Here is a 23,856-nt window from a genome sequence, read left to right on the forward strand (position 1 = left end):
GAGGTAGAAGCGCTGCGCCATGGCGTCCTTCGGGGACCGCCAGGTCTCCGGGTCGTAGGCGCTGACGTACGCCGAGAGCCGCTCGCTGACGTCCTTGAACTCGGGGTGCGAGGTGACCTTGGCGATGGCCGGGCCGGGCTCGCGCTCGGACTCGATGAGGTGCATGTACACATCGCCGAACTGGAAGAGGCTGCGCCGCACCACACCGACGAGGTGCGGCAGCTCGCCCCGGTCGGACTCGGCGAACACCTTGGCGATGTCGGGGGCGGAGCCCGGGGCCATCCGGGCGACGATCAGGGCCTGGTGCACGGTTGTCTCCTCGTCGTCCGGGCTCAGTCGGTGGCCAGGGCGGGGGCGGGCCGGTGACCGGCGGCCGCCTTCTCGATCTTGTCCCGGATCAGGGCCATCTGGATCTTGGAGTTCCGGTTGATGTTGTCGGTCATCCAGTCGTCGTCGACCGGCGCCTCCGGCTTCATCTGGAAGTCCTGGGTCCACACCATGCGGGTGCCGGCCGGTACCTCCTCGTACTTCCAGTGGATGTTCATGTAGGCGAAGGGGCCGGTCTCGACCCGGCGGGCCCGCACCTCCAGGCGGGGACGGTCCGTCTCCCGCTCCGAGACCCAGCTCCACACCGTGCCGTTCTCGTCGGGGTGCATGGTGAGCCGGAAGGTGGTCTTGTTCCCCTCCTGGGAGAGGATCTCGGCGCTGGCGTACTCGGTGAAGAGGTTCGGCCAGTTCGCCACGTCGTTGGTCATGTCCCACACCAGGTCCAGGGGTGCGGCGACGGTGATCTCGTTCTGGGTGTGTCCGGCCATGTCAGGCTCCCGCGGGCAGTGCGCTGTTGACGAGGTCGAGGAACTGGCGGGGGGTCTTGCACCGCTCGGCGTCGACCGGCATGGGCGTGCCGCGGCGGTTCTCCAGCTCGCCGACGATGCCGAGCAGGCCGAGCGAGTCGATGCCGAGGTCGTCGAAGCCGGCGTCGGCGCGCCGCTCCAGCTCGTCCGGGGCGACGGTGACCCCGGCGGCCTTCTTCATGAGTTCGGAGAGCTCTTCCACGGTGATGTGGTCACTCATGCTTTTCCTCCTTCGCTGATGTCCGGTGGTGCGGCGGCGCCGTGCCGCAGCACGAGCGCCGCGTTCGACCCCATGAGTCCCCGGCTGAGGACCAGGGCGGTGCGCAGCTCGGCGGCGCGCGCCCGGCCGGTGACGAGGTCGAGGTCGTGGCAGGTGTCGACGACACCCGGGGTGGGCGGGACCAGGCCGTGTTCCAGCGCCAGGACCGCCGCCGCGGTGTCGAGGACGGGGGCCGCGCAGTAGCCGCGGCCGATCCCGGTCTTGGGCGCGGTGACCGGCACCCGCCGGGCGTGCGTGCCGAGCGCGTCGGCAAGGGCCAGCGCCTCCGCGCGGTCGGCCTCGGGGGTGCCGAGGGCGTCGGCGAAGACCACGTCGATCTCCTCCGGGGCGCAGCCGGCCTCGTCCAGGGCGCCGCGGATGGCCTGCGCGAGCCCCTCCCGGGACCGGTCCCAGCGGCCGGCTCCGGTGAAGGTCGCCGTGTGCCCGGCGAGGACGGCCCGGACGGGCAGCCCGCGGCGCCGCGCCGAGGCCGCCTCCTCCACGACGAGCATGGCGCCGCCCTCGGCCGGTACGAAGCCGCAGGCCTGGTCGGTGAACGGTCGGTAGGCGCGCGCCGGGTCGGCCTCCCGGCTCAGCTCGTCGTAGCCGAGCTGGCACACCACCGAGTACGGCGCGAGCGGCGCCTCGGTGGAGCCGGCCACGATGACGTCGGTGCCGCGCCGCACGGCCCGGGCCGCGTGGGCGAGGGCGTCCAGGCCGCCGGCCTCGTCGGCGGCGACCACCGAGCAGGGCCCCTTGAAGCCGCGCCGGATGGAGATCTGGCCGGTGCTGGCGGCGTAGAACCAGGCGATGGACTGGTAGGGGCCGACGTACCGGCTGCCCTTGCCCCACAGCCGCTGGAGTTCGCGCTGGCCGAACTCGCCGCCGCCGGAGCCGGCCGCGGTGACCACGCCCACGTCGAACGGGGAGCCGTCGGTGTCGGCGCGGCCGAGCCGGGCGTCGTCCAGCGCGAGGTCGGCCGCGGCCATCGCGAAGTGCGTGAAACGGTCGGTCTGGACGAGGAAGCGTTCCTCGACCGCGGCCGCCGGTTCGAAGCCGCGGATCTCGCCGGCCACCTTGAGCGGCAGCTCCTCACAGCCCTCCCGGGTCACCTTGTCGAGGACGCTGACGCCGTCCACGACGGATTTCCAGAAGGTCTCGGTGCTGGTTCCGTTGGGCGCGACGACGCCGATGCCGGTGACGACCGCCCGCCGAGGATGGGGTTCGCTCATCGTTTCCTTCCTCTCGGCCGGGTCAGGATCACCGCGGACTGGAAGCCGCCGAAGCCGCTGCCCACGGACAGGACGCCGTTCAGGGTCCGTTCGCGGGCGACGCGCGGGACGTAGTCCAGGTCGCATTCGGGGTCGGGGGTCTCGTAGTTCGCGGTGGGCGGGACGACCTGATGGGCGAGGGCCAGCACACAGGCGACGACCTCGATCGCGCCGATCGCCCCGAGGGAGTGGCCCACCATGGACTTGATGGAGCTCATGGGGGTGTCGTAGGCGTGCTGCCCGAGAGCCCGTTTCACGGCGGCGGTCTCGTGGCGGTCGTTCTGCCGGGTGCCGGAGCCGTGTGCGTTGACGTAGTCGATGGCGGTCGGGTCGAGGCGGGCGTGGTCGAGCGCGGTCTCGATCGCGCGGGCCATCTCCAGGCCCTCCTTGGTCAGGCCGGTCATGTGGTAGGCGTTGCCGAAGGTGGCGTAGCCGTCCAGCTCGCAGTAGACGCGGGCACCGCGGGCCCGGGCGTGCTCCAGCTCCTCCAGGACGAGCACCGCGCCGCCCTCGCCCATGACGAAGCCGTCACGGTCGTTGTCGAAGGGGCGGGAGGCGTGCGCGGGGTCGTCGTTGTGGGGGGACGTGGCCTTGATCGCGTCGAAGCAGGCCATGGTGATCGGGGAGATCGGGGAGTCGGAGGCGCCGGCGATGCATATGTCGGCCCGGCCCTCCTGGACGGTGTGGAAGGCGTAGCCGACGGCGTCCAGGCCGGAGGTGCAGCCGGTGGAGACCGTCTGCACCGGGCCCTGGGCGCCGAAGCGTTCCGCCACCGCGGAGGCGAGGGTGCTCGGCGAGAACGCCCGGTGCAGCTGGGGCTCCGCCTTGCGGTGGTCCACGTCCCAGCGCTGGCCGGCGCTGCTCACCAGCACGTAGTCGTGCTCCAGCCGGGTGGTGCCGCCGACCGCGGTGCCCAGCGACACCGCGACCCGCCAGGGGTTCTCCCGGCCGAGGTCGAGACCGGAGTCCCGGACCGCCTCCTCGCCCGCGACCAGGGCGAACTGTATGTACCGGTCCGCCCGCTCGACCTGTTCGGCGTCCAGGCCGTGCGCGGCCGGGTCGAAGTCGCACTCGGCCGCGATCCGCGACCTCAGTCCGGAGGGGTCGAAGAACGTGATGCCGCGCGTCGCGGTCCGGCCTTCGGCGAGCAAGTTCCAGAACGCCGGCACGCCGATCCCACCCGGAGCCACCACGCCTATGCCGGTCACCGCCACGCGCCGGGTCACGACCGGACCTGCCCCACCGCGACGGACTCCGTCTCCTCCGTGTCGACGTGGCCGAGGCTCGGCCGCGGGGCCAGCGGGCCGAGGTGGAAGACGATCCGCGCCTCCACGTTCCCCACGTTGCGGAAGCGGTGCCGCATGTTGATGGGGATCATCAGCCCCTGCTCCGGCCGGAGCGGATGGGGCTCGCCGTCCAGGTCGACCTCCAGCTCGCCGCAGACGACGTACACGAACTCCTCGGAGTACGGGTGGTAGTGCTCGCCGATGCGGTCTCCCGGCTGCACGATGGCCACACCCATGAAACCGCTGGTGGAGCCGACCGTGGCCGGGGTGAGCATGGCGCGCAGATCGCCGCCGCGCCGGGTGTTGGGCTCGACCTCGCTGAGGTGCACGATCTTCGGAAGGGGTTTGATCACGACGTACCTCCGTGGTGTGGTGCGGCTTGGCGGTTCAGGCGTCCGGGGAGCGGCGGTCGGTGATGAGCTGCATGCGGACGGCGGCACCGGCCAGCAGGCCGGCCGGGGCGGCCGCCGCGGCGTGGTCCGCGTCCGCGCCGGGGCGCAGGTCGATGAGCCGTACGACGACGTCGTCCCGCTGGAAGATCGTGCTGCGCAGCACCGGGCTGGCCGGGTCGTCCGCCGCCGCCTCGTCGGTCTGCGCGAGCAGCTCGGCCAGCTCCATCCCGCGGTCCGGGCGGGCCGGGTAGTACAGCGCGTGCCGCTCGCCCTCGGCCAGCTCGTCGGCGGTGACGTGGTGCACGGCGGGCAGCGCCGCCCGGGTGAAGAACACCCGCGCGGACTCCTGGTCGTTGAGGTCGCGCTCCTGCTCCAGATACGGGTTGATGGCCTCCTCGACGGCCCGTACCTCGGGCTGCCGGGCCACGTGCCGCAGCGCCGCGAGCAGGTCGCCGCGCACCTCGATGGCCCGTACCACCCGGTTGCCGTGCATGAACAGCGAGGTGCGGCACAGCCGGGTGGTCTCGTCGACCCGCGGCTCGGGCGAGGCGTAGTCCGCGAGGATCTTCGCGACCCGGTCCTCGCTGCCCGGCCGGACGGTGAAGGTGAGCGCGTGCCGGATCACTCCGTCACCGATCCGCGGGGACGCCTGGAGCCGGCGCTGCGGCTGCGCGGTCCCGGCCGCCGCCTCCGTGCCGGTCTCCCGGACGATGTGGAAGCGCAGCGAGCGGGTGTCGCGGACGCAGGAGTGCAGAGGCTCCACCATCCGCACGTGCTCCTCGCTGTTCACCCAGTTGAGGAACGGCGGGGCGCTCTCCCACTCGCTGGTGATCAGCCACTGGGAGGGGTTCTCGATGGACTGGCACAGCTGGTCGCTGACATGGCCGGGCACGGACGCGACCTGGTTGCACAGCTGCTCGTAGGCCTCCAGGAACTGCTGCTGGGCGCCGTCGTACACGTCCACCAGCAGGACGACCCGGAGGCGGGAGCCGTCGAAGACGGACTGGGAGACCCGTTTCGTCATCTGTCGCGTCAGCTGATCCGAGGCCTTTTCCGAGGTGGTCGTCATGGGTCGCACATCTCCTTCACGGGGGCCCGGGCGGGCAGAGGCTTCAGCGCCGTCGCCGATGACGCGACGTCAGCGCTTTTTGATCGTGTTCCGGTCGCGGACGGCGCGCGACTCGCGTGAACCAGGCGGGTGATTGAGCCCGCCGGGGGCCCCGCACCGGGCCCCGCACCGGGCATGGAACCTGCAACGAGCCCCACCGCCCGACCCCTGCCCCTGGAGCCACCGATGCAGCAGAAAGCCGATCACCAGGTGCCCGTCCTCATCGTGGGCGGTTCCCTGGTCGGCCTGTCCATGTCCCTCTTCCTGGGCCGTCTAGGCGTCCGCCACATGCTCGTCGAGCGGCACTCCGGCACCTCGATCCACCCGCGTGGCCGCGGCAACAACGTCCGCACGATGGAACTCTTCCGGGTGGCCGGCATCGAGCCGGCGATCAAGGAGGCGGCCTCGCTCCTCGCGGACAACCACGGCATCCTCCAGACCCCGACGCTGGTCGGCGACGCCGGCGAATGGCTGTTCCGGGAGATCGACCCGGGCGGCGGCCTGGCCCGGTTCAGCCCGACCAGCTGGTGCCTGTGCAGCCAGAACGACCTGGAGCCGGTGCTGCTGAGCGGCGCCCGCGCACTCGGCGGCGACCTGCGCTACTTCCACGAGCTGGAATCCTTCGCGCAGGACCCCGAAGGAGTGACGGCGTACGTCCGCGACCGCGACTCCGACCGGCTCTACACCGTCCGTGCCGACTACCTGGTCGCGGCCGACGGCCCGCGCAGCCCGGTGCGCAACCGGCTCGGCATCGGCCAGACCGGCCCCGGCGACCTGTTCGCCAACGTGAGCGTCACCTTCCGCTCCAAGCTCCTCGCCGACGTGGTGGGCGACCGCCGCTTCATCTGCTGCTACCTCACCGACCCGGAGGCGGACGGCGCCCTGCTGCCCGTCGACAACAAGGAGCGCTGGGTCTTCCACGCCCCCTGGCACCCCGAGCACGGCGAGACGCTGGACGAGTTCACCGAGGAACGGCTGCGCCGGCACATCCGCCGCGCCGTCGGTGTCCCCGACCTCGACGTGGAGATCACCGGCAAGGCGTCCTGGCGCGCCGCCGAACGGGTCGCCGCGGCCTACGCCGACGGGCGGGTCTTCCTGGCCGGCGACTCCGCCCACGAGATGTCCCCGACCGGCGCGTTCGGCTCCAACACCGGCATCCAGGACGCCCACAACCTGGCCTGGAAGCTCGCCGCCGTCGTCGACGGCTGGGCCGGCCCCGGCCTGCTCGGCAGTTACGACGCCGAGCGCCGCCCGGTCGCCCTCGCCACCAGCGCCCGTGCCTCGGCCCGCTCGGTGGAACACAGCCACCCGGGCTTCGCCCCGGCCCCCGGCATCGGCGGCGGCAGACGCGGCGGCATCCTCAACGTCGTCCTCGGCCACCGCTACCCGGACGGCGCGGTCGTCGGCGCCGACCGGTCCCAGCCCGTCGTCCCCGAGGGCCTCAGCCTGTCCGGCGAGCCGGGCACCCGCGCCCCCCACCTGTGGCTGCACCGCGCGGGCGACCGCCTGTCCACCCTGGACCTGTACGAGCGGTCACTGGTCCTGCTCAGCGACGCGTCGACCCCGGCGGGCGCGGAGTGGCAGCGGGCGGCGCACCGGACCGCCCAGACGGACGGGGTACGTCTGGAGCCCTACCGAATCGGCCCCGCCACCGCTCCGGACGCCGACCTGCACTGCGACACCGACTGGACCGAGTCCCACGGCACGACGGCCGACGGCGCGGTACTGATCCGCCCGGACGGCTTCGTGGCCTGGCGGACGCAGGACGCCCCGACGGACGCGGAGGCCGAGCTGCGGGGAGTGGTGCGGGAGGTGCTGGGGTTGGGGTGAGGGGGCTGGGGTGGGGCTGGGGTGGGGTTGAGGCGGGGCTGAGGCGGGGTGGGGTTGGGGCGGGGCTGAGGCGGGGTGGGTGCGGCGCGCGCGGGGGTCAGGCCGGCGCCGGGTGGGTCGCCGGCCGGCCGGGGGGGCCGGTGACCGGCCGGTGCGGGGGCGGGCCGGTGGTCGGCCGGTGCGGGCCCCGGCCGGTGGCCGACCGGTGCAGATCCGGCCCGTGGCCGGTGTGCGTCAGCGGATGCGGGAGGCCGACCTTCGGCGGACGGTGCGACAGGGGCTGACGCGGGGTGGGTGCGGGGGCCGGGCCGACGCGGAGAGGGTGCGGGGGCCGGGCCGACACCGGATGGGTCGCCGACCAGCGGGAGTCCGAGCCCGGTGGCCGACCCGTGCGGGTTCTGTCCGGGGGCCGACCGGTGCGGGGTCGGGCCGGTGGCCGACCGGTGCGGGGTCGGGCCGGGGGCCGACCGGTGCGGGGTCGGGCCGGGGGCCGACCGGTGCGGGGTCGGGCCGGGGGCCGACCGGTGCGGGGTCGGGCCGGGGGCCGACCGCTACGGTTCCGGCCGGGGGCCGGTATGCGGGTCCCGGCCGGTGCGGGTCCGGACCGGTGGCCGGTGTGCGGGTCTGGACCGGGGCCGACCCATGAGAGCGCAGGCGGCGTCGGCGGATGCGGGAGGCCGAGCTTCGGGGGACGGTGCGGCAGGGGCTGAAGCGGGATCGGCGCAGGCGCCCGGGACCTGGGCCGACGCCGGGCGGGTCGCCGACCAGCGGGAGTCCGGGCGCAGTGGCCGACCGGCACGGGTCCGGACCGGTGGCCGACGTGCGGGTCCCGGCCGTGGAGACCGGTGCAGGTACGGACCGGTGGCCCGATGCCGGGCGTCGGCGCTGCGCAGGTCGGCGGCCGGTACTGGGACCGGTGCCGGATCGGTGTGGTCCTGGCCTCGGCCGGTGTTAGATGCGGACCTCGACCGTTTTCGCGAGGCGGTCGTGGAGTCCTCGCCCGTCCCGGTCCCAGATCAGCGCCGGGATGGCCAGGCAGAGCAGGACCGAGCGGAACAGGGAGCGCAGCGGGCTGACCGTGCCGGTCTCCAGGGCGACGACCCGGAGGCCGAAGATCCGCTTACCCGGAGTGGAGCCGACCGTGCCGACGGTCAGCACGCTCAGCACGAAGAAGATGCCCAGTGCCCAGTTGCTGGTAGCCGGGCCGTTGCCGTGCGTGATCAGGCCGTATGCGATCAAGACACACAGCCCCCAGTCCACGAGCAGCGCGCCGAGCCGCCGCCCGGGCCGGGCGATCGAGTTCGGCCCCTGCTCCGGGAGCCCCAGCTGCTCACCCCGGTAGCCGAAGTCCGCACCGGCCTCTTCCATGGCCGCGCGGGGCCCGGAGAGCCACGATCCGATTGCCTGCCTGTTGTCCACGCGACCACGGTACTGTGCCCGAAATGACCGGGGTACGGCGGGGTGTCCCGGGGCTACGGTGGAAGCGTGGCCGGTTAACTTCTGCGAAACAAACGAGTCACGCCCGAGAAATCACCCATCCCTAGGGTCGAGACCAGCGTGTGCCACCGCACTGGCCGCACGAACGATCTACCACCCCGGCGAGGACGGTCGGGAGTAGGAGGAGCTGGATGTTCCAGAACGCCGACGAGGCCAAGAAGTTCATCGCGGACGAGGACGTCAAGTTCGTCGACGTCCGCTTCTGCGACCTGCCGGGCGTCATGCAGCACTTCACGGTGCCCGTTGAGGCGTTCGACCCGGACGAGGAGCTCGCCTTCGACGGCTCGTCGATCCGCGGCTTCCAGGCCATTCACGAGTCCGACATGGCCCTGCGCGCCGACCTCTCCACCGCCCGCGTGGACCCGTTCCGCCGCGACAAGACCCTCAACATCAACTTCTTCATCCACGACCCGATCACGGGCGAGCAGTACTCCCGCGACCCGCGCAACGTGGCGAAGAAGGCCGAGGCCTACCTCGCCTCGACCGGCATCGCGGACACCGCCTACTTCGGTCCCGAGGCGGAGTTCTACGTCTTCGACTCGGTGCGCTTCGCCACCTCCGCGAACGAGTCCTTCTACCACATCGACTCCGAGGCGGGCGCCTGGAACACCGGTGCGGTGGAGAACAACCGCGGTTACAAGGTCCGCTACAAGGGCGGCTACTTCCCGGTCGCGCCGGTCGACCACTTCGCCGACCTGCGTGCCGAGATCTCCCTGGAGCTGGAGAAGTCCGGCCTGAAGGTGGAGCGCCAGCACCACGAGGTGGGCACGGCCGGCCAGGCGGAGATCAACTACAAGTTCAACACGCTGCTCGCCGCGGCCGACGACCTCCAGCTCTTCAAGTACATCGTGAAGAACGTGGCCTGGCGCAACGGCAAGACCGCGACCTTCATGCCGAAGCCGATCTTCGGTGACAACGGCTCGGGCATGCACGTGCACCAGTCCCTCTGGTCCAACGGCGACCCGCTGTTCTACGACGAGGCCGGTTACGCGGGCCTGTCGGACACCGCCCGCTACTACATCGGCGGCATCCTCAAGCACGCCCCGTCGCTGCTGGCCTTCACCAACCCGACGGTGAACTCGTACCACCGCCTGGTGCCGGGCTTCGAGGCGCCGATCAACCTGGTGTACTCGCAGCGCAACCGCTCCGCCGCCATGCGTATCCCGATCACGGGTTCGAACCCGAAGGCCAAGCGTGTCGAGTTCCGCGCGCCCGACTCCTCCGGCAACCCGTACCTCGCCTTCTCGGCCCTGCTCCTCGCGGGTCTGGACGGCATCAAGAACAAGATCGAGCCGGCCGAGCCGATCGACAAGGACCTGTACGAGCTGGCTCCGGAGGAGCACGCGAACGTCGCCCAGGTCCCGACCTCGCTGAACGCCGTCCTGGACGCGCTCGAGGCCGACCACGAGTTCCTCCTCCAGGGCGACGTGTTCACGTCCGACCTGATCGAGACCTGGATCGACTTCAAGCGCACCAACGAGATCGCCCCGCTCCAGCTGCGTCCGCACCCGCACGAGTTCGAGCTGTACTTCGACGTGTGATCGACACCGCCGAGCGCCTCTGGGGGCCGTCATCCGCAAGGGTGGCGGCCCCCGCCGCGTTCGCCGGCCCCGGCCGGCTCAGCCCGTGTGCCGGAACCGGCTGCGGTACTCCGTCGGGGTGGTGTCGAGCTTGCGGCGGAAGGCGCGGATGAGGGTGTCGACGGTGTTGAACCCGCAGGCCGCGGCCACCCGCTCCAGGGTGTCGTCGGTGGTCTCCAGCCGGTTGCGGGCCGCCTCGACCCGGGCCGACTCGATGTACGACGCCGGGGTCGTGCCCAGTTCGGTCTTGAACAGGCGGGTCAGCTGGCGCTCGCTGACATGGGCGTGGGCGGCGAGGTCGGCGACGGTGAGCCGGCCGGTGGCGTGCCGGGTGACATGGCGGCGCAGCTCGTCCATGCGGCGGGTGGTCGAGACGGGTTCGAGGGGGACGCTGAACTGGCTCTGGCCGCCCGGCCGCTTCAGGTACATCACCAGTTGCCGGGCGACCCGCAGCGCGACGGTCTCGCCGAAGTCCTCGGCGACCAGGGCGAGGGAGAGGTCCAGGCAGGCCGTGATGCCCGCGCCGGTCCACACCTTGCCGTCGCGGATGAAGATCGGGTCGGCGTCGACCTCGACGGACGGGTGCTCGGCGGCCAGCTGCTGTGCCGTCGACCAGTGGGTGGTGGCGCGCCGGCCGTCGAGCAGTCCGGCGGCGGCGAGCAGGTGGGCGCCCACACAGACGGAGGCGATGCGCCGGGCGCGTTCGGCGAGGATCCCCACCCACCGGACCACCTCCGCGTCGGTCCGGGCATGGACCCGCCGGTGCTCGTCGACGTCGACCGAGCCGGGCACCAGCAGGGTGTCGATGGGGCCCTCGGCGGCCTGCTCGAAGGTGAGGTCCGGCAGCACCCGCACCCCGGCGGAGGTGGTGACCGGGTCCAGGCCCGCGGCCGCCAGCGCGACCCGGTAACCGCCGGCCTCCTCCGTCTCCCGGCGCAACAGCGCGAACACCTCCGGCGGCCCGGTGACATCGAGCAGATCGACCCCCTCGAACAGCAGCACGACGACCACGCGCTCCTCCCCCACCTCGTCCCTCTCCTTCTCGATGTCCGAATCTGCAAGTCACCCGACATTGTCGCCATAGCGGGAGCGCTCCTAGCGTGAGGGGCATGGAATCGACAACGCTGCGCGACCTCAACGACCTCGACCCGACCCCGGCCTCACTGGCCGCCTCGACGCTGATCCTGGTCGACTACCAGAACACCTACACCCGGGGAGTCCTGGAACTGACGGGCTGGGAGGCCGCGCTCGACGCCGGCGCCGAGCTGCTGGCCCGGGCCCGCGAGGCCGGCGCCAGGGTCGTCCACGTCATACACGACGGCGGCCCGGGCACCCCCTACGACATCCGCGCCGACATCGGCCGGATCCACCCGCGCGTCGCGCCCGCCGAGGGCGAGGCCGTGGTGGTCAAGGGGGCACCCGACGCGTTCCGTGACACCGACCTGGGCGCCCATGTCGACGCGGCCGGCCACCAGGACGTGATCATCGCCGGCTTCATGACCCACATGTGCGTGACCTTCACCGCCCAGGGCGCCTTCCTCCGCGGCAACCGCCCCACGGTCGTCGCCGACGCCTGCGCAACCCGCCCCCTGTCCACCCCCGTGGCCACCGTCCAGGCCCCCGAGCTCCACCACAGCGCCCTGGCCACCCTCGCGGACCTGTACGGCGTGGTCGTACCGTCCGTGACGGCCCTGCGCTGAGCCAGGCCGCCCTCTCCACCGGCGCCGCACAACCTTCCCGGCTTTCCATGCTTCCTACTCTCGGGGGATCATCCCTCCTGACTCTGTCGGACGAGAGAGGTTGAACGGGGATGTCTGAACTGGACGGCTGGGAGGGCGAGTTCGACCACAGGTGGGCGAACTCGGCTGAGCACAAGGAGCCTTCGGCGCGGGCTCGGATGCTGGCCGCGCGGTGGAAGGAGAACCCGCCGAATCCGGCGCCCTTCCGCGCCGACCCGGATCCGGTGGGGCCGCGACGCTCGTCGTGGGTGTCGACGGTCGTGGTGCTCGGCTGCGTGGCCGCGGTGATAGTGCTGCTGGGGTACGCGCAGATGCGTTCCTCGTACTGAGGGGGTGCGGGCGGTGGCCGGGCTGCGGGTGCTCGATGCCCCGGCTGCCCTCGGCCGCCGGCCTGCTCGGAGATCCGGATGGACGGCTGCGGGCGCGGATCCGGGTGCTGCTGGGTTGATTTCTCCGGGGCGGCCGGGGTGCCCCTCGTGCCGCGCCCGGGACACGCCGGCGGCCTTTTGCTGGTCCTAGGGCCGATCGGGAGCGCTTCATGGCGGTCCGGAGGTGCACACTGGACAGCGGGACGAGTGCCTGACTGCGGGGTGATGCACAATGCAGAGCCGCTTCCGGAGCGACCGGCGACTGACCATGCGCATGGGTCTCACGCTGTTCCTGCTCGGGTTGCTGTACGTGGGCTTCGTAGCTGCCCTGATCGTGCTGCTGAAGTCCTGGTTGCTGGTCGTCGTCCTGGTCGGGGCGATGTTCGTGGCGCAGTTCTGGTTCTCCGACCGGATCGCCATGTTCGCGATGCACGGCCGGGTGGTGGAGCGGGAGGAGTATCCCGAGCTGCACGCGGTGGTCGACCGGCTGTGCGCGATCGCGGACATGCCCAAGCCGGTGGTCGCGGTGTCCGAGATGGACATGCCGAACGCGTTCGCGACCGGGCGGAATCCCGATCACGCCGTCGTCTGTGTGACGACCGGGCTGCTGCGCCGGCTGGACCCCGCCGAGCTGGAGGGCGTGCTCGCGCACGAGCTGTCGCACGTGGCGCACAAGGACGTCGCCGTGATCACGATCGCCTCCTTCCTCGGGGTGATCGCGGGGCTGATCGTGCGGTTCGCCTTCTACTCACAGGTGTTCGGCGGAGGCCGCCGGGACCAGAACACGGCCGTCGTGTTCGCCGCCGTGCTCGGTGTCTCCGCGGCCGTGTACGCGATCAGCTTCCTGCTGATCCGGGCGCTGTCCCGGTACCGGGAGCTGGCCGCCGACCGCGCCGCCGCCCAGCTGACCGGCCGGCCCTCGGCGCTGGCGTCCGCGCTGACCAAGGTCTCCGGGGACATCGCCCGGATCCCGACCAAGGATCTGCGCACCGCCCAGGCGTTCAACGCGTTCTACTTCACCCCGGCCGCCGGCAAGGAGCCCGGGCTGGAGCGGTTCTTCTCCACCCATCCGACCCTGGAGCAGCGTCTGGCACAGCTGGGCCGGATCTCGGCGGAGCTGGGCGAAGCGGCCGTCCCCGGGGCGGGCGAATGACCGTGACACGTCGGCGGAAGGCGGGCTGAGCGTTGGGGCTGCTGGACATCCTGCTGGGGCGTACGAAACCGGTCGCGCCCGATCTCGACCAGCTGTTCGCGCTGCCGTCGGCCGCCGTCACCCTCCAGGCGGCGGCCGGTTTCACCCCGACCGGCGGCGGGGCGGTGTGCTTCGCCACGGTGGAGGGCGCGGCCTTCGAGCAGACCCACCGGGAGGTGCAGGCGCTGCTCGACGCGGACGCCGAGCGCACCGGTCCCCCGGTGGACCTGCGGCGGGACGACTACGGCTACTCCTGGCTGGTGTCCCAGCGCTCCCCCGACCAGCTCCCGCAGCTGGTCAACGACCTGCACGCGGTGAACAGCTCGATGGAGGCCAACGGCTTCGGCCCGCAGCTGCTGTGCTCGCTGGCCGGGTTCCGGGACGACGGGGGCCGCAGTCTGGCGCTGGTGTATCTGTACAAGCGGGGGAGCTTCTATCCCTTCGCGCCGCTGCCGGGCGGCGGGCAGCGGCGGAACAGCGCGCTGGAGCTCCAGGTGAAGGCGGCGCTCGCGGACGATCTGCGGATCGAGCCGGACCTCGCCCGCTGGTTCCCGGTGTGGGGCGCCCCCGGACTGTGACCGGGGACGCCCTGGCTCACCTGCTCTTCTGCTGCTCCTGACGGCGGGCCTCGTAGGGGCGCTCACGGCGGTAGCGGCGCTCCCAGCGGGCCTGCCGGTCGCGGCGCTCGCGGTAGGCCCGGTAGCTGTCCGGCAGCGCACCGGCGCCGGGCGCGGGCGGGGCCGCACCGGTCGTGCCGGTCGTGCCGGTCGTGCCGGGTGATCCGCGGCCGTGCGTGGCGTAGAGATAGAGCAGCGCTACGGCGGCGAGCCACCACAGATGGTCTCCGATACCGAGGATGACCAGGACGGCAGTCCCGGTCGCGACGATGCCACGCATGACGGACCTCCTTGGGTGCCGGTGGCGGAAGGGGAGGGTGTCGGCTTCGTGCCGTTTGTTCAGCGTAGGGAGAGCGGGAGCGCGGCTGCATCCGGTTTTCCGCGGCCCGTGCCGGATTCCACGGCCCGTGTCGCTACCCGGCGCGTTCGCCGTCCCGCGCCCTCACAGGCCGGGCCCCGCCCTCACAGGCCCGGCGCCGCCGTCACCACGCCCGCCGCGATGGCCGCGCCGAGCGTGCCGTGGTCGGCGGCGGTCCGGTCGGCGTAGGCGAGGGCGAAGTCGGCGACCGAGCGGTCGAAGGTGTCGGCGCCGCCGAGGTAGGCGGCGATGGCGACCCGGTCGCCGGAGCGGGCGTGCGCGCGGGCCAGGACGCTGCCGCACAGCCGGGCGTAGCCGGCCAGGGCCGCCGGGCCCAGGCCGGCCACGTCCACCGCGCCGCCCTTGGCCTGGCGCAGGTGCCGCCAGTAGAAGGCGCGGCCCTGGGGGCCGGTGGCGGCGCCGAGGAAGAGGTCGGCACCGGCCTGGAGCAGCCGCTGCCCGGCGACGACCCGGTCCCCGGGGTGGACGTACGGCCCGCTCGGCAGATGCTCCTCCAGCACCGAGGTCCGCGCCTCCCTGATCCGCAGGAACAGCGGGTCGCCCGCGTCCCGTCCGGCGAGCAGCACGAGGAAGCAGCGCATGCCGACGCTGCCGACGCCGACGACCTCGCGGGCGGCGTCGGCGAAGCGGTAGCGGTCGAGGAGGCTGCGGCGCTCCTCGGGGAGGGTGGAGCGGTAGTCGCTGAAGAGCTTGCGCAGGGAGGCGGTGTCCGGGGCACCGGCGGGCTCCAGCAGCGGCGGGTCGTGGATGATCCGGCACCGCCCGTCCACCAGCTCGGTGAGTTTGCCGAGGGCCGGCAGGTGGGTGCGGCGGCGGGCCCGGGTGAGCGTGGCCCCGGCCCGCGCCCGGCGCCGTCCGGAGCGGACCAGGGGGCGCAGGCTCGCCGTGTCGATCCGCTCGTGCCAGACGGCCAGTTCGCCGAGTCCGGCCAGCCGGCGGACGGTCGTGCGGTAGCCGGCGCAGGCGGCCCGGGCGGCGGTGCGCGCGGCGCCCTTGCCGTGGCCGTTCTCCAGGGCCGCGACGGCGACGCTGGCGGCGAGCCGCTTCACGTCCCATTCGAAGGGGCCGGGGAAGGTCTCGTCGAAGTCGTCCAGGTCGAACAGGAGGGTGCGGTCGGGGGCGGTGTACAGGCCGAAGTTCAGCAGATGGGCGTCGCCGCACAGCTGCACGGTGAGACCGGTGTGCGGGGCGGCGGCCAGGTCGGCGGCCATCACCGCCGCGGCGCCGCACAGGAAGGCGAGCGGGGAGGCGGCCATCCGGCCGTACCGCACGGGCAGCAGCTCCGGGAGCCGGTCGCGGCCCTGCCGTTCCAGTACGGCGACCGGGTCGGGGCGCTCGGCGGACGGCAGCCAGAGGGCGTGCGCGGAACGGGCGACGCGCTTGCGGGCCTCCTTGCCGCGCCGGGCGCGGTCCTCCGGAGTACTCATACGGCGGCCTCCCTCGGCTCCTCCCGCGCAGCTCCTGCTCGCAGTGAAGGCGCGGGAGGAGCCGGCCGCACGCGGATTACGCCGAACAGGTGACGGGAGACCGGGGCCGCTGTCAGTGCGGTGCGCGACCATGCAGACAGGGATCGGCGTGAGGGGATGGCGGCATGCGGCACATCGGCGTGGAGGAGCGGCGGGCCCGGCTGGCGGTGCGGCACCGGCTGGCGGGGGCGGTCCGGGCGGCGCGGCCGGAGGAGGTCGCCGGCGCGCTGGTGGCCCTGCACGGCACGGACCCGGCGACGGTGTATCTGGCGCTGGCCGCGCGCCTGGCCGACCCGGCGCGGACGGTCCCGGAGACGGAGCGGGCGCTGTACGAGGACCGCACGCTGGTCCGGATGCACGGCATGCGGCACACCGTGTTCGTGTTCCCGGCCGAGCTGACGGCGGTCGTGCACGCTTCGACGGGGCTGGCGGTGGCCGCGCGGGAGCGGGCGCACCTGCTCCGGGACATGGCCCGGGCGGGCGCCCCGGACGCGGACTGGCTGGCGGAGGTGGAGAAGGCGACGCTGGCCGCGCTGGAGCGGCGGGGCCAGGCGACCGCGGCGGAGCTGTCGGCGGACGAGCCGCGGCTGCGCGAGCAGTTCGTGTACGGCGCGGGCAAGAGCTACGAGGGCGTGCACACGGTGTGTTCGCGGCTGCTGCGCGTGCTCGGGGTCGAGGGCAAGGTCGTCCGCGGGCGGCCGCTCGGCTCCTGGACCTCCGGGCAGTTCCGCTGGGCGCCGGCCCCGCCGCATCCGGAGCTGGACGGCGGTGTGGCCCGGGCGCGGCTGCTGGAGCGCTGGCTGCGAGCCTGCGGCCCGGCCACCGAGGCGGATCTGAAGTGGTGGACGGGGTGGCGGGTGAGCGAGGTCCGCGGGGCGCTGACGGCGATCGGGGCGCGTGAGGTGTCGCTGGCGGAGGGCACGGGCTATGTGGCGGACGGCGACACGGACCCGGTGCAGGCCCCGGAAGAGCCGTGGGCGGCGCTGCTGCCGGCTCTCGACCCGACGGCCATGGGCTGGCAGCAGCGGGACTGGTACCTCGAACCGGGCCTGCGGCCGCAGCTGTTCGACCGCAGCGGGAACGTGGGGCCGACGGTGTGGTGGAACGGCCGGGTGGTGGGCGGCTGGGCCCGGCGCGCGGACGGGGAGGTCGTGTGGCGGATCCTCGCGGACGGCGTCGGCGCGGAGGGCGAGGCGGCGATCGCGCGGGAGGCGGAGCGGTTGCGGGCCTGGGTGGGGGCGACGCGGATCATCCCGCGTTTCCGGACGCCGCTGGAGCGGGAGTTGTCGGCCTGAGACCGGCGCCGGGCGCCCCGGGTCACGGGGCGTCCGGCGCCGTACCTCATCGGCTGTAGCGCAGCAGGGCGCGCACCATGTGGCAGGTGGTGGCGGACGGCGGATGCACACCGATCCGCTCGGCGGTGCTGCGGATCGCCTCGTCTCCCGCCTGGTTCGGCGCGTAGACACCGGAGTCGAGCAGGGCTATGGCGAGGCGCATGGCCTTCAGCCGCCGGTTGTGCGTGACGTACCAGTCGCGCGGCCGTCCGGCCGGCAGCGGCCGCTTCACCACGGGCTCGTACGGCGAGTCGAACAGCACGGAACGCTTGGCGGTGGACTGGGTCGGCAAGGGCTTCGGCTTCAGAGCGGCAGCGGGCACAGGCATCCTCCTGTCGCGGTCAGGGGGCCGTCCAGGGTTCCGGTGACCCCCTCGAACACTGCCTCCATTCTACTGCCGGGCACTGACAACGGGATGGTCGCGGAGTGCGCGAACTCCCAGGTCAAGCTGGAAATTGGCGCTGTGTCACACGAGGTTCGGAAGGTGCGGATGAGGCGGTCGGAATTCGAACACGCCGGGGGGTCAGCGGCCGAGGGCGTGCAGCACCGCGGCCGCGATGGCGCCTTCCCCCGTGGCGTTCGGATGCAGCGGCAGGGCGGGCGAGGCGGGGAGGAGCCCCTCGATCCAGGGGGCGGCGGAGCAGGCGTCATGACCCAGGGTCGGGGTCAGGGTGTCGACGTAGGTGTCGCCGTCGGCGCGGGCGGCGGTGGCGACCGTGTCGTTCAGGTCGCCCAGGACGGTGCGCAGGAACGTGAGGTCCCCGGTGGTGATGGGCATCTTGCCGAGGCACCGGGTGGGGTCGTCGGGCAGTACCGCCGGATAGCCGACGACCAGCACCCGGGCCCGGGGGGCGCGGGCGCGGATCTGCCGGAGGGCGCTGCCCAGTTCCGCCCCGGCGGCCTGGAGCCGCTCGGTGAGGGTGTCCTGGTAGTAGTCGCGGCACGGGGTGCCGAGCGGGGCGGTCACGGACAGGCCGGAGCAGGTGGCGGCGACGTCGCCGAACCCGAAGTCGGACGTGCCGAGGTTGTCGCCCGCGACGGTGACGGTGACCAGGGTGGCGTCCGGTGCGACGGCGTCGAGCTGGGGGCCGTTGACCGCCGAGCCGGCGTCCGTCTGGGCGGTGGTGAGCGCGCCGGTCTTCGCCCCGGCGCAGGTCACGTCCCGGTAGCCGGCCGGGGTCAGGGAGGCCGCGACGAGCCGGCCGTAGTCGTGGTCGGAGCGCATGCACAGCCCGGCGGACTGTCCGGGGATGCCGGCGCCGGCGGCGTAGGAGTCGCCGAGCGCCACATAGGTGCCGGCGGCCGGGTCGGTGCCGCTCGCGGCAGTGGTGTCCGCGTGGGCGGTGGTGGTGAGGGCGGTGGCGAGCAGGGCTCCGCCGACCAGGGCGGACATTCTCTGCACCGCGGTCGGCTTCGGTCGGTTCAGTGCGGCTCTGGGCACGGTCACTCCTGGGGAGGCTCACGACGGACGTCACGTTCGATACCGGCCGGTAACGGTGTGGACATCGTGGTGGGCCCAGGCCCGGCGGGCCATGTGCCCGCGCACCGTGCCGGGCCGGTCCAACTGTCCCGGCGCACAACGGTCTTGTGGGGCGCGCGGCGCTGCGTAACCTCCCGGTCATGACCCGCATACCGCCGCCCCCGCCCGCGATCGCGCCGGTCGCCGCCGTGCTGCTGGGCCGCGCGCCGGACCTGGGGCTGCGGATGGCCCGCCGGATCCGCGCCGAGGTCGGCTACTACGGCGGCCGGGGGCCCGTCGCCTTCGAGGAGCTGACGGCCTCCTGCCGGCGCAACGCCGAGCTGGTCTTCGGGCAGCTGGCCGACGGCTGCCCGGCCGGTCCGGAGGCGGCCCGGGAGACCGGCCGCAGAGCGGCCCGCGAGGGTGCGCCGCTCGGGGAGCTGCTGCACGCCTACCGCGTCGGCTCGGAGTTCCTGTGGGCCGAGCTGGCGGCCGAGGCCCGCACCGCGGACGCCGTCACCACCGACACCGTGGTCGCGCTGGCCGCGTGGTGGATGAACGAGGGGCTGGCGGCGGCCGCCAGTGACGCCTACCGGGAGACCGCCTCGGAGCTGCTGCTCCAGCGGGAGCGCGAGCGGTCCGCGCTGGTCGAGGCCCTGTTCACGGGGGTGCTGACCGACCGCACCACCGTGTGGGAGGCGGCCGACGCGCTCGGGCTGCCGGCCGAGGGGCCGTTCGTCGTGGTGGCGGCCGGGGTGCCCGCGCCGGGCCGGGAGGGGCTGCCCGGGATCGAGCCCCGGCTCCAGGCGGAGCGGATCCGCTCGGCCTGGCGGCTGCTGCCCGACGCGCAGATCGGCGTGGTGGCACCCGCGGGCCCGGACGGCGAGGAGGCGGTGCTGCGCGTCCTCGGCGGTTTCACCGCCTCCCGGGTGGGGGTCAGCCCCGCCTACTCCGCGCTGCGGGACACGCCCCGGGCGCTGCGGCTGGCCCGGCTGTGCCTGGCGCGGCTGCCGAAGGGGGCGGCGGGCGTCGTACGGTTCGACGACAGCCCGGTCGCCACGCTCGTGGCCGCGTCCCTGGACGAGGCCGGCCGGATCGCGCGGGCGGTGTTCGCGCGTGTGCTGGAGCTGCCGCCGGAGGAGAGCGGCCGGCTGCTGGAGACCCTGGACCACTGGTACGCGGCCGGGGGTTCGGCGGCCGACGCGGCGCGGCGGCTGTACTGCCATCGCAACACCGTCCGCTACCGGCTGCGCCGGCTGGAGGAGCTGACCGGCCGCTGCCTGCGCGATCCCCGCGCGGTCGCCGACCTCGCCGTGGCCCTGGAGGCACTGCGGCTGCTGCCGCCGGAGCCCGGGTAGCGTGGCGCGCATGGAAATCTGGATCAATCCCGCCTGCTCCAAGTGCCGTAGCGCGATCGGCCTGCTCGACGCCGAGGGCGCCGACTACACCGTCCGCCGCTACCTGGAGGACGTGCCGAGCGCGGACGAGATCAGGGCCGTACTGGAGCGGCTGCGCCTGGAGCCGTGGGACATCACCCGCACCGGCGAGCAGGCCGCCAAGGAGCTGGGGCTGAAGGACTGGCCGCGGGATGCGGAGTCGCGGGAGCGGTGGATCACGGCGCTCGCCGAGCACCCGAAGCTCATCCAGCGGCCGATCATCACCGCCGACGACGGTACGGCCCTGGTCGCCCGCACCGAGGAGGCCGTACGCGAGGCCCTGGCGCACAACAAGAGCTGAGCGCCGCTCAACTCCCCTGTGACTCAGGTTACTTGGGTAAGCGCTTCAGCGGCTGAGCAACCCTGTTCGGTATCTCGTACCTAGCGACGTACGCTCCCCTACCTCTTTCAGGAGGCGCGCATGTCGCGCAGGAGAACTCTCGGTACGAAGAAGAAGATCGCGCTGCTCGTCAGCGCCGCGGCGGTGGCCGGTGGCGGTGCCTTCGCGCTGGCCACCACGTCGAACGCCGCCCAGCCCGGTGCCCAGCACGCGCGGACGCTGTCGGCCGGGGACGCGGGCGTGTGCCAGGGGCTGGCCACGGCGCTCGGCAACAACCAGAAGTTCATCGACGGCCAGAAGGCGCATCCGGACAGCCAGTCGGCGGCCCGGATCGCCAACCGGCAGGCGGTGATCGACCAGATCAAGGTCCAGCAGAAGGCTGCCGGATGCACCGTCGGGGAGTCGGCTCAGGGCTCCCAGACTGCGCAGAACGGCACCGCCGGACAGGCCGGGCAGCAGGCGGGCGGCCAAGCCTCGCAGCAGGCCGGCGGACAAGCCTCGCAGCAGGCGGGCCAGCAGGCCGGCGGACAGCAGGGCCAGCAGGCCGCCGGACAGGCGGGCGCGCAGTCCGGTCAGCAGGTCTGCAAGGGCTCCACCGTGACCCTGTCCGGCGAGGCCGGTGCCCCGGCCGCGTCCAGCGGGCAGTTCCCGGCGGGTACGACCCTGAAGGTCACCAACCTGGACAACAACAAGTCCACGACGGTGAAGGTCACCTCCGTCTCCGGCAGTTGCGTGCTGCTCAACAACGCGGCCTTCGAACAGGTCAGGGAGCCCGGCAAGTTCCTGATCCGGCACGCGCTGATCGAGAAGGTGGGGTGAGGCTCAGGATCCGGACAGGAACGCGGTGAGGCGGCCGGCCACGTCGTCGTCGGGCCCCGCGGACTGGGGCAGCGCGTGGTGGGAGACCCCCGGCAGGATCGCCGTCCGCACGCGCGGCAGCAGTGCGCGCGCCCGGCCGGCCACCTCACCCGCCGCATGGGTCCTGCTGTTCGCGGCCACGAGCAGCAGGACCGGCAGGTCCAGCGCGCGCAGCGCGTCCGGCGCCGGGCGCGGGCCGGTCACCGGCCGCTCGGCGGGGAAGCCGGCGGCGGCCTCCTGGAGCCGCAGCCAGTCGGGGTCCAGGTCCGTCCGCCCGGTCTCCCACTCCAGGAAGGCACGGACCCGGCCGGGTGTGGGCCCGAGCAGCATCGGCAGCGCGCGCAGCAGGTAGGACTTCCGGTACCCGGCGAAGCACTGGGTCGGGTCCAGGAGGAACAGCCGGCGTACCCGGGCGCGGGAGCGCAGCGCGTGGTGCAGGGCGATCCAGCCGCCGTACGAGTGTCCGCCCACGTCGGCGGCGCCGGCGCCGAGGCCGTCGAGCAGGGCGTCCAGCCAGGCCGCCAGATCGTCGGCGGTGCGCAGCGGGCGGGCGTCGGCCGGGGTGCCGAGGCCGGGGCGGCCGATCAGGTCGGCGGCGTACACCCGCCGGATCCGGGACAGCTCGGCGGCCTGGGCGTACCAGGAAGCGGCGGTCGCCCCGTCGCCGCCGGGCAGGAGCAGCAGCGGGGGCGCGTCGCGCGGGCCGCAGGCGTTGACATGGGTGTCCCCGAAGGGGGTGGAGACGAACAGGGACTCCCGGTCCGCCGGCCATTTCGCCAGCACCCTGTCGTACGCAACCCGGAAGGCGTCGCCGTCGTACCCGGCCGTGGAAACCATCGGAGAACCCCCTATTATCTCGCTCAGCAAGATATTCGCCGAGCGAGATAGTAGCGGGGAGGCCCTGTGGAGACGGACCCGGTACCCGGACCCGAGCTGGAGACCGTCCATCTGCTGCGGGCGGTCGCCGTCGAGCTGGGGCTGCACAGCGGCCGGTTCGCGCAGGAGCACGGCATGCACCCCACGGACGTACGCGCCCTGATCGCGCTCATGGACGCGCGGCGGGCCGACGAGGAGCTGACCGCCGGACGGCTCGGCGCCGCGCTCGGCCTGAACTCGGCGGGCACCACCGCCCTCGTGGACCGGCTGGAGCGGGCCAGACACGTACGCCGGGTGCGTGGGACACGGGACCGGCGGCGGGTGGTGATCGAGGTGGAGGAACGCGCCGTCGCGCTCGGCCGGTCCTTCTTCGGCCCGCTGATCGAGCGCTGCCTGGAGCTGCTGCGCGGCTATGACGAGCGCGAGCGGGCCGCGATCCACGGGTTTCTCGACGGGGTGCGGCGGGCCGCGGCGGAGGCGTCCCATACCCCGCCCACCGACACCTCACAACGTGACCCGCGGCACAGAACCACCAGGTAACACGGGGTTCACATTCGAGCAATGACCGGGAAACCGCCTGTTGACAAGCTGCGCGGCAGATCGAGCGGCGCCCCAGTGCCGCAGCGCCGCAGCACCCGCCCGCCGGTGCGCCCGACCCACCCCCGAAGGATGTGGCCCCGTGACCTTCAAGGCTGAGTACATCTGGATCGACGGCACCGAGCCGACGGCCAAGCTCCGTTCCAAGACGAAGATCATCACGGGTTCCCCGGCCGGTCTCGACGCGCTGCCGATCTGGGGCTTCGACGGCTCCTCCACCAACCAGGCCGAGGGCCACTCCTCGGACCGCGTCCTCAAGCCGGTCTTCACCTGCCCGGACCCGATCCGCGGCGGCGACGACATCCTGGTGCTGTGCGAGGTCCTCGACATCGACATGACCCCGCACTCCTCCAACACCCGGGCCGCGCTGGCCGAGGTCGCGGAGCGGTTCGCCGCGCAGGAGCCGATCTTCGGCATCGAGCAGGAGTACACCTTCTTCGACGGCGCCCGCCCGCTGGGCTTCCCCGAGGGCGGCTTCCCGGCCCCCCAGGGCGGCTACTACTGCGGTGTCGGCGCCGACGAGATCTTCGGCCGTGAGATCGTCGAGGCCCACCTGGACAACTGCCTGAAGGCGGGCCTGGGCATCTCCGGCATCAACGCCGAGGTCATGCCCGGCCAGTGGGAGTTCCAGGTCGGCCCGCTGGCCCCGCTGGAGGTCTCCGACCAGCTGTGGGTGGCCCGCTGGCTGCTCTACCGCACCGCCGAGGACTTCGGTGTCTCCGCCACCCTCGATCCCAAGCCGGTCAAGGGCGACTGGAACGGCGCCGGCGCGCACACCAACTTCTCCACCAAGGCGATGCGCGAGGGCTACGACGCGATCATCACCGCGTGCGAGTCGCTCGGCGAGGGCTCCAAGCCGCTCGACCACGTCAAGAACTACGGCGCCGGCATCGACGACCGGCTGACCGGTCTGCACGAGACCGCCCCGTGGAACGAGTACTCCTACGGCGTCTCGAACCGCGGTGCCTCGGTCCGCATCCCGTGGCAGGTCGAGAAGGACGGCAAGGGCTACATCGAGGACCGCCGTCCGAACGCCAACGTCGACCCGTACGTGGTGACCCGCCTGCTGGTGGACACCTGCTGCTCCGCCCTGGAGAAGGCCGGCCAGGTCTGATCCG

The 23,856-nt window shown here is 73.1% G+C and carries 26 protein-coding genes; 12 read left to right on the plus strand and 14 right to left on the minus strand.

All coding sequences use genetic code 11. The annotated features are described in order from the left end of the window. The 7 genes from ACFVIU_RS24535 to ACFVIU_RS24565 form a co-directional block, all read right to left on the minus strand. Positions 1-309, minus strand: a 309-nt coding sequence (locus tag ACFVIU_RS24535; protein WP_385845062.1) for a TcmI family type II polyketide cyclase, incomplete at its 3' end; no start/stop codon positions are given. 23 nt (positions 310-332) lie between these two features. Beyond that, positions 333-815 carry an SRPBCC family protein gene (locus ACFVIU_RS24540; RefSeq protein WP_385845063.1) on the minus strand — a complete coding sequence of 161 codons (483 nt, stop codon included), beginning with the start codon at positions 813-815 and terminating at the stop codon, positions 333-335. Between the two features lies 1 nt (position 816). Continuing rightward, positions 817-1,074: an acyl carrier protein gene (locus tag ACFVIU_RS24545; protein ID WP_385845064.1), complete on the minus strand. Its 258-nt coding sequence runs from the start codon at positions 1,072-1,074 to the stop codon at positions 817-819. Further along, positions 1,071-2,345 (minus strand): beta-ketoacyl synthase N-terminal-like domain-containing protein, encoded by a 1,275-nt coding sequence (locus ACFVIU_RS24550; protein WP_385845066.1) that lies wholly within the window; start codon positions 2,343-2,345, stop codon positions 1,071-1,073. The genes ACFVIU_RS24545 and ACFVIU_RS24550 overlap by 4 nt, the downstream gene beginning before the upstream one ends. Next, positions 2,342-3,610, minus strand: a complete 1,269-nt coding sequence (locus ACFVIU_RS24555) for a beta-ketoacyl-[acyl-carrier-protein] synthase family protein (protein ID WP_385845068.1) — start codon at positions 3,608-3,610, stop codon at positions 2,342-2,344. Before ACFVIU_RS24555 ends, ACFVIU_RS24550 begins: the two co-directional genes overlap by 4 nt. Next, a complete protein-coding gene (locus tag ACFVIU_RS24560; RefSeq protein ID WP_385845069.1) occupies positions 3,607-4,023 on the minus strand; it encodes a cupin domain-containing protein in 417 nt (138 codons plus the stop codon). Before ACFVIU_RS24560 ends, ACFVIU_RS24555 begins: the two co-directional genes overlap by 4 nt. Before the next feature lie 34 nt (positions 4,024-4,057). Beyond that, on the minus strand, positions 4,058-5,131 hold the full coding sequence (locus tag ACFVIU_RS24565) for a SchA/CurD-like domain-containing protein (protein WP_385845071.1): 1,074 nt from the start codon (positions 5,129-5,131) through the stop codon (positions 4,058-4,060). Between the two features lie 225 nt (positions 5,132-5,356). Between ACFVIU_RS24565 and ACFVIU_RS24570 the strand changes: the two genes are divergently transcribed. Continuing rightward, a complete protein-coding gene (locus ACFVIU_RS24570) occupies positions 5,357-7,000 on the plus strand; it encodes an FAD-dependent oxidoreductase (protein ID WP_385845072.1) in 1,644 nt (547 codons plus the stop codon). A gap of 951 nt (positions 7,001-7,951) precedes the next feature. Here ACFVIU_RS24570 and ACFVIU_RS24575 read toward each other — a convergent pair. Then, positions 7,952-8,419, minus strand: a complete 468-nt coding sequence (locus ACFVIU_RS24575; RefSeq protein ID WP_385845074.1) for an RDD family protein — start codon at positions 8,417-8,419, stop codon at positions 7,952-7,954. A 209-nt stretch (positions 8,420-8,628) separates the two neighbouring features. On the opposite strand from ACFVIU_RS24575, the gene glnA reads away from it, so the two are divergent. After that, the gene (gene glnA, locus ACFVIU_RS24580; RefSeq protein WP_385845075.1) at positions 8,629-10,038 is read left to right on the plus strand and encodes a type I glutamate--ammonia ligase; all 1,410 of its coding nucleotides are present in this window, start codon (positions 8,629-8,631) and stop codon (positions 10,036-10,038) included. Positions 10,039-10,116: 78 nt separating this feature from the next. Here glnA and ACFVIU_RS24585 read toward each other — a convergent pair whose 3' ends face one another. Then, positions 10,117-11,103 (minus strand): GlxA family transcriptional regulator, encoded by a 987-nt coding sequence (locus ACFVIU_RS24585; RefSeq protein ID WP_385845077.1) that lies wholly within the window; start codon positions 11,101-11,103, stop codon positions 10,117-10,119. 83 nt (positions 11,104-11,186) lie between these two features. Here ACFVIU_RS24585 and ACFVIU_RS24590 point away from each other — a divergent pair, with 83 nt between their 5' ends. From ACFVIU_RS24590 to ACFVIU_RS24605, 4 genes are all read left to right on the plus strand, one after another. Further along, positions 11,187-11,777 (plus strand): cysteine hydrolase family protein, encoded by a 591-nt coding sequence (locus tag ACFVIU_RS24590; protein ID WP_385845079.1) that lies wholly within the window; start codon positions 11,187-11,189, stop codon positions 11,775-11,777. Between the two features lie 110 nt (positions 11,778-11,887). Further along, positions 11,888-12,145: a hypothetical protein gene (locus tag ACFVIU_RS24595; protein ID WP_385845080.1), complete on the plus strand. Its 258-nt coding sequence runs from the start codon at positions 11,888-11,890 to the stop codon at positions 12,143-12,145. 271 nt (positions 12,146-12,416) lie between these two features. Continuing rightward, positions 12,417-13,337 carry a zinc metalloprotease HtpX gene (htpX, locus tag ACFVIU_RS24600; RefSeq protein ID WP_385845082.1) on the plus strand — a complete coding sequence of 307 codons (921 nt, stop codon included), beginning with the start codon at positions 12,417-12,419 and terminating at the stop codon, positions 13,335-13,337. Between the two features lie 32 nt (positions 13,338-13,369). Further along, the gene (locus tag ACFVIU_RS24605; protein WP_385845083.1) at positions 13,370-13,954 is read left to right on the plus strand and encodes a hypothetical protein; all 585 of its coding nucleotides are present in this window, start codon (positions 13,370-13,372) and stop codon (positions 13,952-13,954) included. A 16-nt stretch (positions 13,955-13,970) separates the two neighbouring features. Here the strand turns inward: ACFVIU_RS24605 and ACFVIU_RS24610 are convergent, their stop codons facing one another. Together ACFVIU_RS24610 and ACFVIU_RS24615 are read right to left on the minus strand one after the other, a co-directional pair. After that, entirely contained in the window at positions 13,971-14,273 is a 303-nt protein-coding gene (locus tag ACFVIU_RS24610) for a hypothetical protein (RefSeq protein WP_385845085.1), read from the minus strand. Positions 14,274-14,455: 182 nt separating this feature from the next. Continuing rightward, entirely contained in the window at positions 14,456-15,799 is a 1,344-nt protein-coding gene (locus ACFVIU_RS24615; protein ID WP_385845087.1) for a DUF2252 domain-containing protein, read from the minus strand. Between the two features lie 164 nt (positions 15,800-15,963). Between ACFVIU_RS24615 and ACFVIU_RS24620 the strand changes: the two genes are divergently transcribed. Further along, on the plus strand, positions 15,964-17,133 hold the full coding sequence (locus tag ACFVIU_RS24620) for a winged helix DNA-binding domain-containing protein (RefSeq protein WP_385845088.1): 1,170 nt from the start codon (positions 15,964-15,966) through the stop codon (positions 17,131-17,133). 46 nt (positions 17,134-17,179) lie between these two features. On the opposite strand, the gene ACFVIU_RS24625 is transcribed toward ACFVIU_RS24620, so the two are convergent. Together ACFVIU_RS24625 and ACFVIU_RS24630 are read right to left on the minus strand one after the other, a co-directional pair. Next, positions 17,180-17,494 (minus strand): hypothetical protein, encoded by a 315-nt coding sequence (locus ACFVIU_RS24625; protein ID WP_385845089.1) that lies wholly within the window; start codon positions 17,492-17,494, stop codon positions 17,180-17,182. Between the two features lie 201 nt (positions 17,495-17,695). Then, positions 17,696-18,613, minus strand: a complete 918-nt coding sequence (locus tag ACFVIU_RS24630; RefSeq protein WP_385845091.1) for an SGNH/GDSL hydrolase family protein — start codon at positions 18,611-18,613, stop codon at positions 17,696-17,698. 179 nt (positions 18,614-18,792) lie between these two features. Between ACFVIU_RS24630 and ACFVIU_RS24635 the strand changes: the two genes are divergently transcribed. From ACFVIU_RS24635 to ACFVIU_RS24645, 3 genes are all read left to right on the plus strand, one after another. Further along, the gene (locus ACFVIU_RS24635; RefSeq protein WP_385845092.1) at positions 18,793-19,989 is read left to right on the plus strand and encodes a PucR family transcriptional regulator; all 1,197 of its coding nucleotides are present in this window, start codon (positions 18,793-18,795) and stop codon (positions 19,987-19,989) included. 10 nt (positions 19,990-19,999) lie between these two features. After that, positions 20,000-20,368, plus strand: coding sequence for an arsenate reductase family protein (locus ACFVIU_RS24640; protein ID WP_385845093.1), 369 nt, complete (start codon positions 20,000-20,002; stop codon positions 20,366-20,368). Positions 20,369-20,488: 120 nt separating this feature from the next. Further along, positions 20,489-21,226 carry a hypothetical protein gene (locus ACFVIU_RS24645; protein WP_385845094.1) on the plus strand — a complete coding sequence of 246 codons (738 nt, stop codon included), beginning with the start codon at positions 20,489-20,491 and terminating at the stop codon, positions 21,224-21,226. 3 nt (positions 21,227-21,229) lie between these two features. Here ACFVIU_RS24645 and ACFVIU_RS24650 read toward each other — a convergent pair whose 3' ends face one another. Then, positions 21,230-22,102, minus strand: a complete 873-nt coding sequence (locus ACFVIU_RS24650; protein ID WP_385845096.1) for an alpha/beta fold hydrolase — start codon at positions 22,100-22,102, stop codon at positions 21,230-21,232. Positions 22,103-22,168: 66 nt separating this feature from the next. Here ACFVIU_RS24650 and ACFVIU_RS24655 point away from each other — a divergent pair, with 66 nt between their 5' ends. Then, on the plus strand, positions 22,169-22,681 hold the full coding sequence (locus ACFVIU_RS24655; RefSeq protein WP_385845097.1) for a MarR family transcriptional regulator: 513 nt from the start codon (positions 22,169-22,171) through the stop codon (positions 22,679-22,681). Positions 22,682-22,820: 139 nt separating this feature from the next. Next, complete coding sequence (gene glnII / locus ACFVIU_RS24660) at positions 22,821-23,852, plus strand: glutamine synthetase (RefSeq protein ID WP_385845099.1); 1,032 nt, start codon at positions 22,821-22,823, stop codon at positions 23,850-23,852. The last annotated feature ends 4 nt before the right edge of the window (positions 23,853-23,856 follow it).

The sequence above is a fragment of the Streptomyces sp. NPDC127190 genome, from assembly GCF_042672505.1.
GTDB lineage: Bacteria > Actinomycetota > Actinomycetes > Streptomycetales > Streptomycetaceae > Streptomyces.

Coding starts and splice junctions, on each gene's coding strand:
- htpX (WP_385845082.1), top strand. CDS start 12,417: ATGCAGAGCCGCTTCCGGAGCGACCGGCGACTGACCATGCGCATGGGT.
- ACFVIU_RS24610 (WP_385845085.1), bottom strand. CDS start 14,273: ATGCGTGGCATCGTCGCGACCGGGACTGCCGTCCTGGTCATCCTCGGT.
- glnA (WP_385845075.1), top strand. CDS start 8,629: ATGTTCCAGAACGCCGACGAGGCCAAGAAGTTCATCGCGGACGAGGAC.
- ACFVIU_RS24650 (WP_385845096.1), bottom strand. CDS start 22,102: ATGGTTTCCACGGCCGGGTACGACGGCGACGCCTTCCGGGTTGCGTAC.
- ACFVIU_RS24545 (WP_385845064.1), bottom strand. CDS start 1,074: ATGAGTGACCACATCACCGTGGAAGAGCTCTCCGAACTCATGAAGAAG.
- ACFVIU_RS24640 (WP_385845093.1), top strand. CDS start 20,000: ATGGAAATCTGGATCAATCCCGCCTGCTCCAAGTGCCGTAGCGCGATC.
- ACFVIU_RS24615 (WP_385845087.1), bottom strand. CDS start 15,799: ATGAGTACTCCGGAGGACCGCGCCCGGCGCGGCAAGGAGGCCCGCAAG.
- ACFVIU_RS24565 (WP_385845071.1), bottom strand. CDS start 5,131: ATGACGACCACCTCGGAAAAGGCCTCGGATCAGCTGACGCGACAGATG.
- ACFVIU_RS24635 (WP_385845092.1), top strand. CDS start 18,793: ATGACCCGCATACCGCCGCCCCCGCCCGCGATCGCGCCGGTCGCCGCC.
- ACFVIU_RS24620 (WP_385845088.1), top strand. CDS start 15,964: ATGCGGCACATCGGCGTGGAGGAGCGGCGGGCCCGGCTGGCGGTGCGG.
- ACFVIU_RS24540 (WP_385845063.1), bottom strand. CDS start 815: ATGGCCGGACACACCCAGAACGAGATCACCGTCGCCGCACCCCTGGAC.
- ACFVIU_RS24645 (WP_385845094.1), top strand. CDS start 20,489: ATGTCGCGCAGGAGAACTCTCGGTACGAAGAAGAAGATCGCGCTGCTC.
- ACFVIU_RS24550 (WP_385845066.1), bottom strand. CDS start 2,345: ATGAGCGAACCCCATCCTCGGCGGGCGGTCGTCACCGGCATCGGCGTC.
- ACFVIU_RS24590 (WP_385845079.1), top strand. CDS start 11,187: ATGGAATCGACAACGCTGCGCGACCTCAACGACCTCGACCCGACCCCG.
- ACFVIU_RS24595 (WP_385845080.1), top strand. CDS start 11,888: ATGTCTGAACTGGACGGCTGGGAGGGCGAGTTCGACCACAGGTGGGCG.
- ACFVIU_RS24570 (WP_385845072.1), top strand. CDS start 5,357: ATGCAGCAGAAAGCCGATCACCAGGTGCCCGTCCTCATCGTGGGCGGT.